Below are 12,921 nucleotides of genomic sequence, written 5' to 3' on the forward strand. Positions count from 1 at the left end.
TCAAATTGAAATCATGGACGCCAGATTGACTTCGACCGCCGCGATGGTCTCGGTCAGGACAGCTCGCTGTTGCTGCTGCAGGTTCGTGATGACAGTGTCCTGGGACCGGACGATCTGAATGCGCTGAACCTTGCTGATGCCTTCGCGAACCGCTTCAAGAGCTGCTTCGCCACTTTCGGCCTGCTCGACTTTGACGACCATTTCGCGAACAATCGGCAGGGCCGACTGTGCAACGGCGCTTCCGTTTTCCGCTTCCCGCGCCAGCCGATTTTCCAGATCCTGCAGAACTTCGGTAATGCATCGAACGGGTTCGATACCGCGCAATACCTTCTGCTTGCAGCGTTCACAGGCGTTGTTGACCCGAACACGGTTGTTCAGGAACCGCTCGAGAATGGCTCGTTCCCGGGCCACGGTTGTCGGTTCTCCATCGCCTTTCGGAATCAAGAAAAACGGTCTGACCGCTTCCTTGCCGGAGCCTGCCTTGACGCTTGGGGATTCGCTTTCGTAAGCGGCGATGGTGATCGGCTTGCCGTTTGGATTTTCCAGCTTGCTGCCTGCGGCTGACGGGTCAAATGACTCATCAAAGGGCAGCATCGTGCTCCTTGAAAAAATCTGCTGTGCGTTCGAAAGCTGCCAGGACGTATTCTTGACAGGATCGTTCAGGACCTGGGTACTGGCCTTGACCGAACTTGTCGCGCCTGTTAGCGAGGCCACCAAAATTGACGCAATAAATGATAGGAAACCGAGCATCTTACGCTTGGTAATCTCTGCCATACTTCACCGAATTTTTAAAACTGACTTAGCGTTCTATGACACTTTCATCAGATAATTGATAAAATTTGCATTGTCGGCGGCACACTACATCCTATCAAGTGCAGAGGTTTAGTGAAGCAAAAATTCGCGCCACCGCCTGCCTTGCGATCGGGCTTCCCGCCCAATGGGGCTACTGTGAGAGCTTTGAAGCGGTGGTGACCCGAGGTGTGTGCGATTGAATTTCGCAGGTGAAGCGTAATGCTCCGGCCGAGACGGGGTTTCCTGTCGCGAAACAACAGGATAGGGCAGACCAGGTGGCCTGCCCACTATTTCGGGAATTTTCGTCCGGTGGCAATATGAAGGCGTATGGCCGGTGAAATTTCACCAGACGCTCCGTTTGCAGGCAGGTTCAAATTGTGGTGATTTCCCGTGCGTTACTTGCTCGAGAGAAAATCTTCCGCCAGCTCCACCCAGAAACTCGTGCCGATAGGCAGGATGTCGTCATTGAAGTCGTACTTGGGGTGATGCAGGGGCGGGTCGCGATCGGTTCTGGCAGTGCCGAGCATGAAGTAACAGCCGGGCCGTTCTTCCAGGAAATAGGCAAAGTCCTCGCTGCCCATGAACGGACGGGTGAGGTCTGTGACTTTTTCCTCGCCGGCAAAGCGCCTGGCAAGGTCACGCAGGTAGCCGGTCTCGGCCGTGTGGTTGATCATCGGCGGATAACCGCGCTCATAATCGACCTCGGCCCGCATGCCGTAGCTGGCGGCCTGTCCTTCGGCAATCATGCGGATACGCCGTTCCAGCTCGTCGCGCACATCCGGTTCCAAAGCGCGAACCGTCAGGCTCATTTCGGCCCGCTCGGGGATGACGTTGCTGGCGATCCCGCTGTTGAAGGCACCGACCGTGATCACGGCAGACTGCAGCGGGTGGATGTTGCGCGCGGCGATGGTCTGCAGTGCCATGATGATGCTGGCGCCGCACACGATCGGGTCGGATGCCGCCTGCGGTTCGGCGCCATGGCCTCCGTGGCCGACAACGGTAATCTTGCACTCGTCGGCAGCTGCCATCATCGGGCCGTCCCGGAAGGCAAATTGGCCAAAGGGCAGGCTCGGGTCATTGTGAAGGCCGAATACGGCATCGCACGGGAACCGCTCGAACAGCCCGTCGTCCATCATCAGCCTTGCGCCGCCGAAGTTTTCTTCCGCCGGCTGGAAGATCAGGTGTACCGTTCCGTCGAACTGCCTGCGTTCCGAGAGGATTTTCGCAGCGCCGAGCAGCATGGCCGTGTGGCCGTCATGGCCGCAGGCGTGCATGACGCCGGGATGGGTGCTGGCATAGTCCGCCCCGGTTTCCTCCAGGATCGGCAGGGCGTCGAAATCCGCACGAATGCCGATGCTTTTCGAAGACGTGCCATTGCGCAGGGTTGCGACAATGCCGGTTTTTGCCAGGCCACGCGTAACCTCGTAGCCCATCGCAGCCAGTTCACTGGCGACGTAGTCCGAGGTCTTGAATTCCGACAGGCCGATCTCGGGGATCGTATGCAGATGGCGCCTTGTGGCGACGATTTCGGGAAGGAAGTTGGACGACTGAACGGTCATTTACGCACCACGGCTGGGGATACGGTTTTCCAGGAAGCGGAACAGCAATACCAGAATCCCGGTAAGACACATATAGATCAGTGCAAGCAGCAGTAGAGGCTCATAAGTGAGATATGTATCCTGCCGAACTCTTGAAATGATCGCATAGACATCGACCACCGTGATGGTCGCGACAAGCGGTGTCGATTTCAGCTGCAGCACGGTTTCGCCGCTCAAGGTCGGCAAGGCACGGTAGATGGCGCGCGGTAGCCAGATGCGGCGGAACATGGTGAAGCGGCCCATGCCAAAGGCACGCGCGGCTTCCAGTTCGCCCCTTGGCACACCGGCAAACGCTCCGCGCATCACTTCCCCCTCATAGGCGGCAAATGACAGCATCAAGGCCGTGAAGCCATACGGCCAGGCCTGACGCAGATAGGGCCAGAACATCGACTGCCGGATTTCCGGATACTGCGCGAACACCGAGCCGAGGCCGTAGTAGAGCAGCCAGAGTTGCAGAAGCAGCGGTGTGCCGCGGATCAATGTGCAGAAACCGCGTGCCAGCCAGGCGAGCGGTCTTGGTCCGGTGACCTGGACAAGGCCCAGGCCTATGGCAAGGAGAAAGCCGACGGCAGCCGTCGAAAACAGCAGAAACAGTGTTTCCCAGATGCCGTGGAGCAGCTTCCATTGGTATTTCGGCAACCAGTCCCACCGCAGGAACCAGATCGCGCAGAAGACGATGCCTGCAAAGATGGCAAGCAGGAAGATCCTGTGCGGTTCCAGCAGCCGGCGTGGCGGCGGCGGAACATAGGCGGGCATTGTGATCTTGGTTTCGCTCATCTCACACGGGCCCCGCAATGCCGCGCCTTGCGCGTTTTTCGATATGGGCGATGACGCGGTTCGAGACCAGGGTCAGCGTGAGATACATCACGCCGGCGGCGCAATAGAACAGCATGTAGGCCTTGGTGCTGCCGGCTGCCTGGCGGGTCACAAGCGTCAGTTCCGAGAAGCCGACCACGGCCAGAAGGGCAGTATCCTTGGTGGCGATGAGCCAGAGATTTGAAAGACCCGGAATGGCATAGGGCAGCATGGCCGGCAGGGTGATGCGACGCAGTGTCTTGAAGGGCGACATGCCGTAGGCACGGGCTGCCTCTATCTGTCCGGGCGGTACTGCCTTGATGGCACCACGCAGGACTTCGGTCGAGTAAGCGCCCTGGACGACGCCGATGACGAAGATGCCGGCGGCAAGGCCGCTGATGTCGACCCTTGGCAGACCGACCAGCATCAGCAGCGAATTCACCGCGTCTGTTCCGGCGTAATAAAGCAACAGGATGAGGACAAGCTCGGGAACGGCTCGGATGACGGTGGTGTAGACCTCAAGCAGGTCGCGCAGGATCGGGCCGCCGTAAAGCTTTCCGAAGGCGCCGCCGATACCGATCAGCAGACCCAGGCCAAAACCGCCGACGGCGAGCTGCAGCGAGGCTGCGAAGCCGGCGAGTAGAACTCCGCCCCAGCCCGGTGGCGACAGGGCGAGCAGATCGAGATTGAGAAATCCGGAAGGGGCAGCCATCGGCAGCGGTCAACCTTGCTTTGAAAGTGTCCGCCCGCGCCCGAGGGCGCGGGACGGTTTCCTAAGGGTGATCCGGCCGCTTAGCCGCCGTAGATGTCGAAGTCGAACCAGTTCTTGGAGAACGTTTCATAGGTCCCGTTCTCGCGGATCGCCTTGATCGCGGCGTTGACCTTGTCCTTCAGTTCCGTGTCGCCCTTGCGCAGGCCGACGCCAACGCCGGCACCGAGGATCGCCGGATCGTCCTGGACGTTGCCCTTCAGTTCGCAGCAGGCACCCGCATCGGACTTCAGGAAGGCGTCGAGCGCGATGGCGTCCGCCTGGACGGCGTCGAGGCGGCCAGCGGCGAGATCCTGGTTGGCTTCATCCTGGGTCTGGTATTGCTTGATCTCGGCAGCGCCTTCGCCGAAATACTTTTCGGCATAGTCGGCATGAATGGTCGAAACCTGAACGCCGATGATCTTGCCGGACAGGCCTTCCGGAGTCGCGTCGAAATCGTCACCCTTGGCACCGATGATGCCGGTCGGAGTGTTGTAGTACTTGTCGGAGAAATCGATGGTCTTCAGGCGCTCTTCGGTGATGGACATGGAGCCGATGATCATGTCGATCTTGCCGGATGTCAGGGCCGGGATGATGCCGTCCCAGGCAACTGGCGTGACGACGCAGTCGAGTTTGGCTTCCGCGCAGATCGCGTCCATGAATTCGATTTCCCAACCGATCCACTTGCCGCTGGAATCGGGAGAGGTGAACGGCGGGTAGGGCTCGGCTGCGACGCCGACCTTTACTTCCTCAGCCATGGCGCCGGTGAACGCGGTGGTGGCCAGTGCGGCTGCTGCGAATGCTGTCTTCAGAATATGTTTCATGCTGTTCCCCTGTTTTTTAGACTTCTCGTGCCGGACCTTCCGGCAGGACCTCCCCGCGAAACGTCTGCGGGAGGGTCTAGTTGATCGAGCTGATGAATTTCTTCAGCCGCTCCGATTTCGGGTCACCGAACACCTGGTCCGGCGGGCCCTGTTCCTCAATGATGCCGTTGTGCAGAAAGATGACGTGACTGGCGACTTCCCGCGCGAATTTCATCTCGTGGGTAACCAGGATCATTGTCCGCTGTTCACGGGCCAGATCGCCGATGACGCCGAGGACCTCTCCGACCAGTTCCGGATCGAGAGCGGATGTCGGCTCGTCGAACAACATGGCGAGCGGCTGGACGGCAAGGGCGCGGGCGATTGCTGCACGCTGCTGCTGACCACCGGACAGGAAGGCCGGATAGGCATCCTGCTTCTCGTGCAGTCCGACACGGCGCAGCAAGGTTTCGGCGATGCCGACGGCCTCGTCGCGTTTCATGCCCAGAACGTGGATAGGCACTTCAATCACATTTTGAAGCACTGTCATATGCTGCCACAGATTGAAGCTCTGGAAAACCATCGCAAGCTGGCTGCGAATGCGCTCGATCTGCCTGCGGTTGGCAGGGCGCAGGCCATGGTGGCCGTCGTTTTTCAGGTCGATTGTCTCACCATGGATGGTGACCGACCCGGCGCTGGGCATCTCAAGCATGTTGATGCAGCGCAGAAAGGTTGATTTGCCGGAGCCCGATCCGCCGATGATCGCAATCACGTCGCCCTGCCGGGCCGTGAGTGAGACACCCTTGAGCACCTCAAGAGCTCCGAAACGTTTAAAGAGGTCGCATACCTCGATGGCTGGCGCCGCTGGTTCCATCCTACCGCCATTGCCCGGCCTGAGCCGGTGCACTGTTGTTTCTGTTCCCCGCTGACCTCGTCTTTTTTGCCGGTGCGGCGTCAGCTCTCCGCCCGGTAAGTGTTGTCAGCTTTGCACTTGTCTCGTAATTATTCAACCGTATAATAACGAAAAAATCGATGCCGGTGCGTCAGGCGACCGGAGATCATGGCGGAGGACACAAGAATGGCGCGGGAGGCGAAAGCGATGGCTGCAGCATGGTGCCTGACTTCGCGAGCGAACCCGTCAGTGCCCGGGTTTCTGCCGGTCCGGAGCCTGTCATGAGCCGTCGTCCGTTCCATCGCGCAAGTGAGGCCGAGCGACGTCAGGATCTCATCCGGGCGACGCTGGATTGCATTTCCGAATTTGGTCTGCGCGGCGCGACCGTTCGTGAAATCGCGGCACGCGCCGGTGTCACCCCCGGCCTGATCCGCCATTATTTTTCCAGCAAGGACCAGATGCTGCAGGATGCCTATCGGGAAGTCATGACCGGAATGACATCCACAGTGGCGGCGGCTGCCGATGGTGATCAGCAGAGCCCCAGGGCACGCCTGCACGATTTCATCGTGGCCAATCTGACGCCGCCGGTTGCCAACGCACGGACGTTGTCGCTCTGGGCTGCTTTCATCAGTCATGTGCGCGTCGATCCGGCCTTTGCCGAAATTCACCTTGAGAGCTATCTCGCGTTTCGGTCTGTGCTGGAAACCCTCGTCGCCGAGGTGCTGGCCGAATCGGGTGAGCCACCCGATGCAAAGCGGTGCCGGGAGCTGGCAATTGCGATCAACGGCGTGATCGACGGTCTGTGGATCGAAGGCACGCTGGTGGGTCACCTCTTTTCCGAAACGCCCCTTCCGGGCGTTGCCATCCGGTCCGTCGAGGCATTGCTTGGCGGAATAAGCCTTGCCGCCAAACCACACTCAAACTGAGAGACCGACTATGCGTTATGCGTCGATCACCGACCGCCTTGCCCACCTGGGCTCGGGAAAATGGACTGTCCACATCAAGGCGCGCGAAATGGCGGCTGCGGGCGTTCCCGTTATCGAGCTGACGATCGGCGAGCCGGACATCCTGCCCGACGAAGCCTTGTTCGAGGAAGCCAACCGGGCGATGAGGGCCGGCCGTATCCGTTATTCCAACGGTCGGGGCGAGCCGGGCATCGTTGCTGCATTGACGGAAAAATATCGCAAGCGACGGCCTGACGTGAACGAGCAGAACGTCCTGTGTTTCCCAGGCACGCAGACTGCCCTTTTTGCGGTGATGCTGGGCCTTGTGGAGGCAGGCGACGCCGTTCTGGCAGGTGATCCCCTCTATGCCACCTACGAAGGCGTTATTGCCGCGACCGGTGCGCACATGGTGCCGGTGCCGCTCCGCCCTGAAAAGGGTTTTCACCTTCAGGCGGAAGATCTTGAGAAGGCAGTCACTCCGGACAGCCGGGTGCTCCTGCTCAATACGCCGCACAATCCGACCGGGGCGACGCTGACGGCTGAGGAAATTGCCGCCATCGGTGAGGTCTGCATCAAGCACGACCTCTGGATCGTCTGCGACGAGGTGTATGAAAAGCTGATCTTTAAGGGAAGTTTCGCTTCCCCCTTCGACCAGCCGGCGCTTGCGGACCGGACCATCGTGGTGTCCTCTATCTCCAAATCTCACGCGGCCCCCGGCTTCCGGTCCGGCTGGGCAATCGGTCCGGAAGAATTCTGCACGCGGTTGCTGGCGGTGTCCGAAACCATGCTTTTTGGCGGACAGCCGTTCATCGCGGACATGACAGCCATGGCGATTGCCGGGGATTTCGACACTGCCGAGCGTATGCGGGAGAGTTATCTGCGGCGGGCGAAGCTCATCATCGGGCATTTGTCCGGACATGGCGCCCTTAAGCCCATGATGCCGGAAGCCGGCATGTTCCTGCTGGTGGATGTCAGTGCAACGGGACTGGACGGTGCCACCTTTGCCGAAAGGCTGCTGGAGGAAAAGCAGGTCGCGGTCATGCCTGGGGCCTCCTTCGGCGATCAGGCGACGAATTTCATCCGGTTATCGTTGACGGTGGCCGATGAAACGCTTTCCGAAGCAACAGACCGCATCGCGGCCTTTGCGGACAGTCTCGACGACGAGGAGAGCCGCAAATGGGCGTAGTGACCAAAACGGTCGGTGAGGCCCTGATCGATATTCTTGAGGCCAATGGCGTGGAAGCCGTCTTCGGCATTCCGGGCGTGCACACGGTCGAGCTTTATCGGGGGCTGGCTGCCTCCGAAATCCGCCACATCACCCCGCGCCACGAACAGGGGGCCGGGTTCATGGCGGACGGATATGCCCGCGTGACCGGGAAACCCGGTGTCGCGCTGGTGATCACCGGCCCGGGCCTGACCAATACGATCACCGCGATGGCGCAGGCCTATCAGGATTCCGTGCCGATGCTGGTGATCTCGGGCGTCAATGCACGTGCAAGCCTGGGCCATGGCCGGGGCAAGCTGCACGAGTTGCCGGACCAGCGCGCCATGATGGCACCGCTTGCGCTGATGACACACACGTTGCTGGAGCCCTCGGACCTTCCGGCTGTCATGGACCGTGCCTTCGCGATCCTGCAGTCGCGGCGTCCGGGGCCGGTCCATATCGAAATTCCAACCGATGTGATGGTTGAAAAGATTGCCGTTGGCGACCTGCGTCCCTCAAAGGCCCGCGGCCCGCGGGCGGCTCAGGCACAGGTGCTGGAGCTTGCCGAGAAATGCCGCAAGGCCCAGCGCCCGGCGATCCTGTGCGGCGGCGGTTCCGTTGCTGCCGCAGACAAGATCCGTTTGCTGGCGGAGCGAATTGATGCGCCGCTGATCACGACGGTCAACGCGCGGGGCATGTTTGCGGGACATTCGCTCTCCGTTCCGGCCAGCCCAAGCCTTGCCGCCGTCCGCGACCTGCTTGCAGCCTCCGATCTGGTGATTGCGCTCGGCACGCAGATGGGACAGACGGATTACGACATGTATGCCGATGGCGGCTTTCCGGAGCTTGCCGATCTGGTGCGGGTGGACATCGATGCAGACCAGCTTGCCCGGGGGCCTGAGGCTGCGCTGCCGGTTCTCGCCAGTGTCGACCAGTTGCTGGACGACCTTCTGCCGCTGCTTGAGGGTCCCGGTACGGCGGCGGAAGGTGCTGCGCGGGCCAAGGCTTGCCGAGAGGCGGTTTCAACCTGGTTGAGCCCCAAGATGCAGGCGGAAATCGGCGTTCTGGAGACGATCCGCGAGACGCTGCCCGGCTGCATCATCGTCGGCGACAGCACGCAGGCCATCTATTCCGGCAACTTGTCCTTTGAAGCAGGCCGGCCGCACGGCTGGTTCAACGCGGCAACAGGGTTCGGTGCACTTGGGTATGGCCCTCCGGCTGCGATAGGTGCCAGCATCGGCGAACCTGAAACGCCTGTGATCTGCCTTGTGGGTGATGGCGGGCTTCAGTTCTCGCTTGCCGAAATTGGCTCAGCCAGGGATTGCGGAGCCAAGGTGGTTTTCCTGGTCTGGAACAACGACGGTTATGGCGAAATCCGCACCTACATGCTGGATTGCGGGATTGAACCGGAAGGCGTGACGCCATCAGCACCCGATTTTGGCAAGATCGCCGACGCCTATGGTTTGCCGTCCGTGCGTCTTGATGACGTCTCGGAGCTCGGGGCCGCTCTTCAGCGGTTTTCAGACCTGTCCGGACCAAGCCTGATCGAAATCCACGAAACAGGCACGCGCGGGGCGACAGCCTGACGTGAGGCCCTGCGGGCTTTGCTCAGCTAGAGGCCGGCAAGGACAGCCTGAATTGCGTTCCCCTGCCTTTTACGGACTGGCAGGTGAACGCAAGCCCGTGTTCACGCGCAAGGTCGTGACAGACCGAAAGACCAAGACCATATCCGCTGGACGTGCTGCCTTTCTGGTACGCTTTCAGGAAGGTTTGCTGTTCTGTCTCGGTCAGGCCTGGTCCCGTATCGAGCACACAAAGCTCCAGGGCCTGTCCACGGTTACGGACGCCAATCAGGACCTTGCCTTTTTCGGTGTATTTGACCGCGTTGGAGACCAGATTGCTGGCAATGCGCATCAGGACCATGGGGGGCACGGCGGTCTTGCGGGTTGATGTAACCCGTCGCAGCTTCAGGCCTTTTGAGATCGCTTCCTCGCCAAACATCTGCTGGACCGTGTCGAGAACAAGCGAAAGTTCGTAGCTCTCGGTTTCCGCCGGTTCTGCGCGGGTGATGGCGATGTCTTTCTGGGCGTGGTCCTCTTCGCCGGTTGGATCGGAGCTTTCGGCTGTCTCTGTGCCATCGTTCCGCGGTGCCGTTTCCGCCAGGTAGGAATTCGACAGGGCCTCCATGTAGTCAAATGCCTCTGCAAGACGTTGGCGAACCGGTGGTTCCATATGGTCGGCAAGATGGTCGAAGCTGAGCCTCAGTGAAGTGATCGGCTGTTTCAGATCATGGGAAGCGGTCGCCAGTTGCCGCTGTCGCAGGCTGGCCAGATCGCGGGCACGCGTGTAATTGCGCTCGGCCACGAGCAGCTCCCGACTGCGCTTTGCTTCCGCTTCAAGGGCAGCGATTTCGGCCTGAACGGCATTTGCGTGTTTGTGGCGCAAGGCAACGATATGGGCGGTCAAACCGGTCATGGTGGCAATCAGCAGGCAGGAGAAAATACCCTTGACCGTGCTCGCAACTGGCAGGATTTCGGTTTCAAGGCCAACGACCATCAAGGCAATCAGCCCAACGACCAGCACGGTGCCAAAGGCTGAAACCAGTTCCGAGCTGACATGTGCCGCGCCTTCGCTGCGTCGCCAGCTGCGGCCTGCCAGGAAAACGGAAATGAACATCAGCGCCAGCAGCAGATAGCCGAAAAACGCGACATAGGTGCCGGGTGAAAAGAAAGACAACCCGAAACCGGCGATCGATAGGGCAGACAGGGCTGTCAGGCCGATGGAAAGTCTTGTCTCGCGGCCCGCGGTGGCGACAGAGCGGCCGGAAATGACGAAGCCGAGGCCGGATAGGGAGAACAGCAGGAAGAAGCCTGTCGGAGACTGGAGTTCAGGCCTGCCGGGAAAGAAGAACCGGAACCAGAGGCCGTCAATATAAGCGATGAAAGCAAGCCCGAGCCCGAACTGGACGGCATAGAGCATGCCGATCCAGTTTTTCATGGCCAGATGAAAGCCGAAGAAGAAAATCAGGCAGGAGATCGTGAAGGCGTAGAACGCCGTATGGGTGATGCCGGACGCAAAGGCTGAGGCTTCAAGCTCCACCGGTGTTTCGAGCGCCATCTTGAAGGACTGGAAAGGTCCGAACTTGAAATTGACCAGGAGGGTAACCCGCTCTTGCGGCGCGATGTCGAAGACAGGCGTGCGCAACCTTGTGACCGAGTGGTCTTCCGGTGCGAAGGGGTCGAAAATCGAATAACTGATCAGGCTTTCGGTAAAGCCGCTTTCGCGGATGACATAGGCGTCCAGTTCGCTGACCAGCGGCAGGTCGATCGTCAGCACGAAAGGATCCGGCGCACGGCCATCGTTCAGTGTTGCGTTGACGATCTCGACAGCGGCCCAGGCTTCCGGCGCATAGTTCGTTTCCAGGAGAGAGGCCTTGAGGGTCGGAGAGAATTTGCCGGAGCGGAAGCGGTTCAGAATGTCGGCAAGAGACGCTGACGGATCGCTCTCATAGACCAGATGCGGCTTCAGGTCGCCAATCCCCTGGCCGGGCTCGAGGCGCACAGTTTCTGCCCGGGCGATGCCGGTCACGAGAAGGATGAAAAACAGAAGGGCCCACAGGTGCAGAATTCTGGTCATTTCCCCAAAGGCATGTCAGATAGAAGGACTGCAGCTGCTGGATCGAGAGCCGTGAAAGATCAAAGATATAGTGCCATCATTGCAGACGATCACGCAATCGTTCGCTCGGGTTTGCGCGACGCTCTGGAAAAGCCGGGCCTGATCGAACCGGAGGGGATCAACGTGCTGGCGGAAGCCGGCGACGGCCTCAGCGCGATAGCCGAAGTGCGCAAGCAGCGGCCAGACCTCCTGTTGCTGGATGTCTCCATGCCGATGGCAGGCGGCGTGGAAGTGCTGATCGAGGCAAGGCGCTGGTCGAAGGAAACGAGGGTGGTCGTACTGACAGGAATTTCCGCTGTCGGGCTGATATCGGATCTCATCGAGGCCGGGGTCGATGGCCTGTTCTCGAAGGCGTCGGACAATGCCGAGTTCTACCAGAAACTGCCGGGTATCCTGCGCGGACAGCGGCATATTTCGGACGTGTTTCTGAAGATCCTGGAAGAGACGCCCGCGCCACCTGTGCTGACCGACCGGGAACGGCAAACGCTGAACCTGATCCTCGCCGGGCGGTCCAACAAGGAAATTGCCGAAGGACTTGGCATCAGCGTCAAGACCGTCGACAAGCACCGCACCAGCCTGATGCAGAAGCTGAACGTGCATTCGGTGCCGCAGCTGATGGCCAAGGCGCTGAAGGAAGGCATGATTGATCCATCGCGGGAACTTTGACCGGAGAATGCCTGTTCTGGCCGGAATGGGGGATCGGCCCCATGGCCGGCAGTCAGCCGCCATGCGTTACTGCTGCAACTGACTCGCAAAAGGATTGTGCCATGCGCCCCTGTTTCAGACTTTCAGCCACCTGGCTTGCCGCGATACCCGTTGCCGGCATGCTGATCACGGGCTCGGTCCAGGCGCAGAATGACGGTTTTCGCGAGATCCGTGTTGCTCCCGGCACAGCGGTCGCCGCCAATTTCATCGATGTGCTGATGCCGTTTCTGCAAGGCCATCCGGAGAGTGACGAAGGCAATGCAGCGCTCGACCTGAAGGTGCGCAAGGCCGACAGCGGCTACAGTGTCGATATCATCATGACGGGATATCTTGATGACAGCCTTTCCGGTGAGCATTACAGGGGCACCGTTGTTCACACGGCGACGGGCGAATGGGAGCTTCTGGAGATGAAGGTCAAACCCTTGTGCGCACGTGGTGTGAATGTCGGGGGGATTTGCACCGCATCCGCAGCACCACCTGCCATGTTCCGGTCTTCCGGCGCCGCTGACGGCCGGTTGATGTGCGTCAGCATTGCGCAGGACGACGTTCTGAATGTACGGCAGGGCCCCGGAACACGGCATGCCGTTACCGGCGCTCTTGCGGCGGGAACCTGTAATGTGGAACTTTCCGAGAGCTGTGAGGGAAGCTGGTGTGAAATCCGTTCGGGCGCGGTGTCCGGATGGGTGAATACCCGTTACCTTGAGCCTGCCAATTGAAAGACATATCGACGAGCCCCATGCCTGCCAGAAATCAGCATCAGCGCAGATC

Annotated in this window: 12 protein-coding genes; 5 read left to right on the forward strand and 7 right to left on the reverse strand. The window is 60.1% G+C overall.

The annotated features are described in order from the left end of the window. From ACYQ6M_RS04315 to ACYQ6M_RS04340, 6 genes are all read right to left on the reverse strand, one after another. Complete coding sequence (locus ACYQ6M_RS04315) at nucleotides 1-594, reverse strand: hypothetical protein (protein ID WP_077292291.1); 594 nt, start codon at nucleotides 592-594, stop codon at nucleotides 1-3. 593 nt (nucleotides 595-1,187) lie between these two features. Continuing rightward, entirely contained in the window at nucleotides 1,188-2,351 is a 1,164-nt protein-coding gene (locus tag ACYQ6M_RS04320; RefSeq protein WP_206906950.1) for a M20 aminoacylase family protein, read from the reverse strand. After that, the gene (locus ACYQ6M_RS04325) at nucleotides 2,352-3,167 is read right to left on the reverse strand and encodes an ABC transporter permease (RefSeq protein ID WP_055655641.1); all 816 of its coding nucleotides are present in this window, start codon (nucleotides 3,165-3,167) and stop codon (nucleotides 2,352-2,354) included. It lies immediately after the preceding gene. Nucleotide 3,168: 1 nt separating this feature from the next. Continuing rightward, a complete protein-coding gene (locus ACYQ6M_RS04330; RefSeq protein WP_023000374.1) occupies nucleotides 3,169-3,897 on the reverse strand; it encodes an ABC transporter permease in 729 nt (242 codons plus the stop codon). An 80-nt stretch (nucleotides 3,898-3,977) separates the two neighbouring features. Further along, nucleotides 3,978-4,757 carry a transporter substrate-binding domain-containing protein gene (locus tag ACYQ6M_RS04335; protein ID WP_023000375.1) on the reverse strand — a complete coding sequence of 260 codons (780 nt, stop codon included), beginning with the start codon at nucleotides 4,755-4,757 and terminating at the stop codon, nucleotides 3,978-3,980. A 76-nt stretch (nucleotides 4,758-4,833) separates the two neighbouring features. Continuing rightward, a complete protein-coding gene (locus ACYQ6M_RS04340) occupies nucleotides 4,834-5,607 on the reverse strand; it encodes an ABC transporter ATP-binding protein (protein WP_031269084.1) in 774 nt (257 codons plus the stop codon). Nucleotides 5,608-5,906: 299 nt separating this feature from the next. Here ACYQ6M_RS04340 and ACYQ6M_RS04345 point away from each other — a divergent pair, with 299 nt between their 5' ends. Genes ACYQ6M_RS04345 through ACYQ6M_RS04355 form a run of 3 tightly spaced genes read left to right on the forward strand, consistent with a single transcriptional unit; the run spans nucleotide 5,907 to nucleotide 9,359 of the window. After that, the gene (locus ACYQ6M_RS04345; RefSeq protein WP_031269085.1) at nucleotides 5,907-6,551 is read left to right on the forward strand and encodes a TetR family transcriptional regulator C-terminal domain-containing protein; all 645 of its coding nucleotides are present in this window, start codon (nucleotides 5,907-5,909) and stop codon (nucleotides 6,549-6,551) included. 10 nt (nucleotides 6,552-6,561) lie between these two features. Further along, complete coding sequence (locus tag ACYQ6M_RS04350) at nucleotides 6,562-7,755, forward strand: pyridoxal phosphate-dependent aminotransferase (RefSeq protein WP_460072337.1); 1,194 nt, start codon at nucleotides 6,562-6,564, stop codon at nucleotides 7,753-7,755. Further along, nucleotides 7,746-9,359, forward strand: a complete 1,614-nt coding sequence (locus ACYQ6M_RS04355; protein ID WP_460072339.1) for a 5-guanidino-2-oxopentanoate decarboxylase — start codon at nucleotides 7,746-7,748, stop codon at nucleotides 9,357-9,359. Before ACYQ6M_RS04350 ends, ACYQ6M_RS04355 begins: the two co-directional genes overlap by 10 nt. Nucleotides 9,360-9,381: 22 nt before the next feature. Here ACYQ6M_RS04355 and ACYQ6M_RS04360 read toward each other — a convergent pair whose 3' ends face one another. After that, nucleotides 9,382-11,409, reverse strand: coding sequence for a sensor histidine kinase (locus ACYQ6M_RS04360; RefSeq protein WP_460072341.1), 2,028 nt, complete (start codon nucleotides 11,407-11,409; stop codon nucleotides 9,382-9,384). 51 nt (nucleotides 11,410-11,460) lie between these two features. Here ACYQ6M_RS04360 and ACYQ6M_RS04365 point away from each other — a divergent pair, with 51 nt between their 5' ends. Further along, complete coding sequence (locus ACYQ6M_RS04365) at nucleotides 11,461-12,114, forward strand: response regulator (protein ID WP_077292299.1); 654 nt, start codon at nucleotides 11,461-11,463, stop codon at nucleotides 12,112-12,114. 101 nt (nucleotides 12,115-12,215) lie between these two features. Then, nucleotides 12,216-12,869, forward strand: a complete 654-nt coding sequence (locus tag ACYQ6M_RS04370; protein ID WP_460072343.1) for an SH3 domain-containing protein — start codon at nucleotides 12,216-12,218, stop codon at nucleotides 12,867-12,869. Nucleotides 12,870-12,921: the final 52 nt, after the last annotated feature.

Source organism: Roseibium sp. ROS1 (assembly GCF_054658215.1).

What these genes read in the sequence shown, in the direction of transcription:
- ACYQ6M_RS04315 (WP_077292291.1), bottom strand. Translation starts at nt 594, where the DNA reads ATGCTGCCCTTTGATGAGTCATTTGACCCGTCAGCCGCAGGCAGCAAG.
- ACYQ6M_RS04370 (WP_460072343.1), top strand. Translation starts at nt 12,216, where the DNA reads ATGCGCCCCTGTTTCAGACTTTCAGCCACCTGGCTTGCCGCGATACCC.
- ACYQ6M_RS04345 (WP_031269085.1), top strand. Translation starts at nt 5,907, where the DNA reads ATGAGCCGTCGTCCGTTCCATCGCGCAAGTGAGGCCGAGCGACGTCAG.
- ACYQ6M_RS04360 (WP_460072341.1), bottom strand. Translation starts at nt 11,409, where the DNA reads ATGACCAGAATTCTGCACCTGTGGGCCCTTCTGTTTTTCATCCTTCTC.
- ACYQ6M_RS04350 (WP_460072337.1), top strand. Translation starts at nt 6,562, where the DNA reads ATGCGTTATGCGTCGATCACCGACCGCCTTGCCCACCTGGGCTCGGGA.
- ACYQ6M_RS04355 (WP_460072339.1), top strand. Translation starts at nt 7,746, where the DNA reads ATGGGCGTAGTGACCAAAACGGTCGGTGAGGCCCTGATCGATATTCTT.
- ACYQ6M_RS04325 (WP_055655641.1), bottom strand. Translation starts at nt 3,167, where the DNA reads ATGAGCGAAACCAAGATCACAATGCCCGCCTATGTTCCGCCGCCGCCA.
- ACYQ6M_RS04335 (WP_023000375.1), bottom strand. Translation starts at nt 4,757, where the DNA reads ATGAAACATATTCTGAAGACAGCATTCGCAGCAGCCGCACTGGCCACC.
- ACYQ6M_RS04330 (WP_023000374.1), bottom strand. Translation starts at nt 3,897, where the DNA reads ATGGCTGCCCCTTCCGGATTTCTCAATCTCGATCTGCTCGCCCTGTCG.
- ACYQ6M_RS04320 (WP_206906950.1), bottom strand. Translation starts at nt 2,351, where the DNA reads ATGACCGTTCAGTCGTCCAACTTCCTTCCCGAAATCGTCGCCACAAGG.
- ACYQ6M_RS04340 (WP_031269084.1), bottom strand. Translation starts at nt 5,607, where the DNA reads ATGGAACCAGCGGCGCCAGCCATCGAGGTATGCGACCTCTTTAAACGT.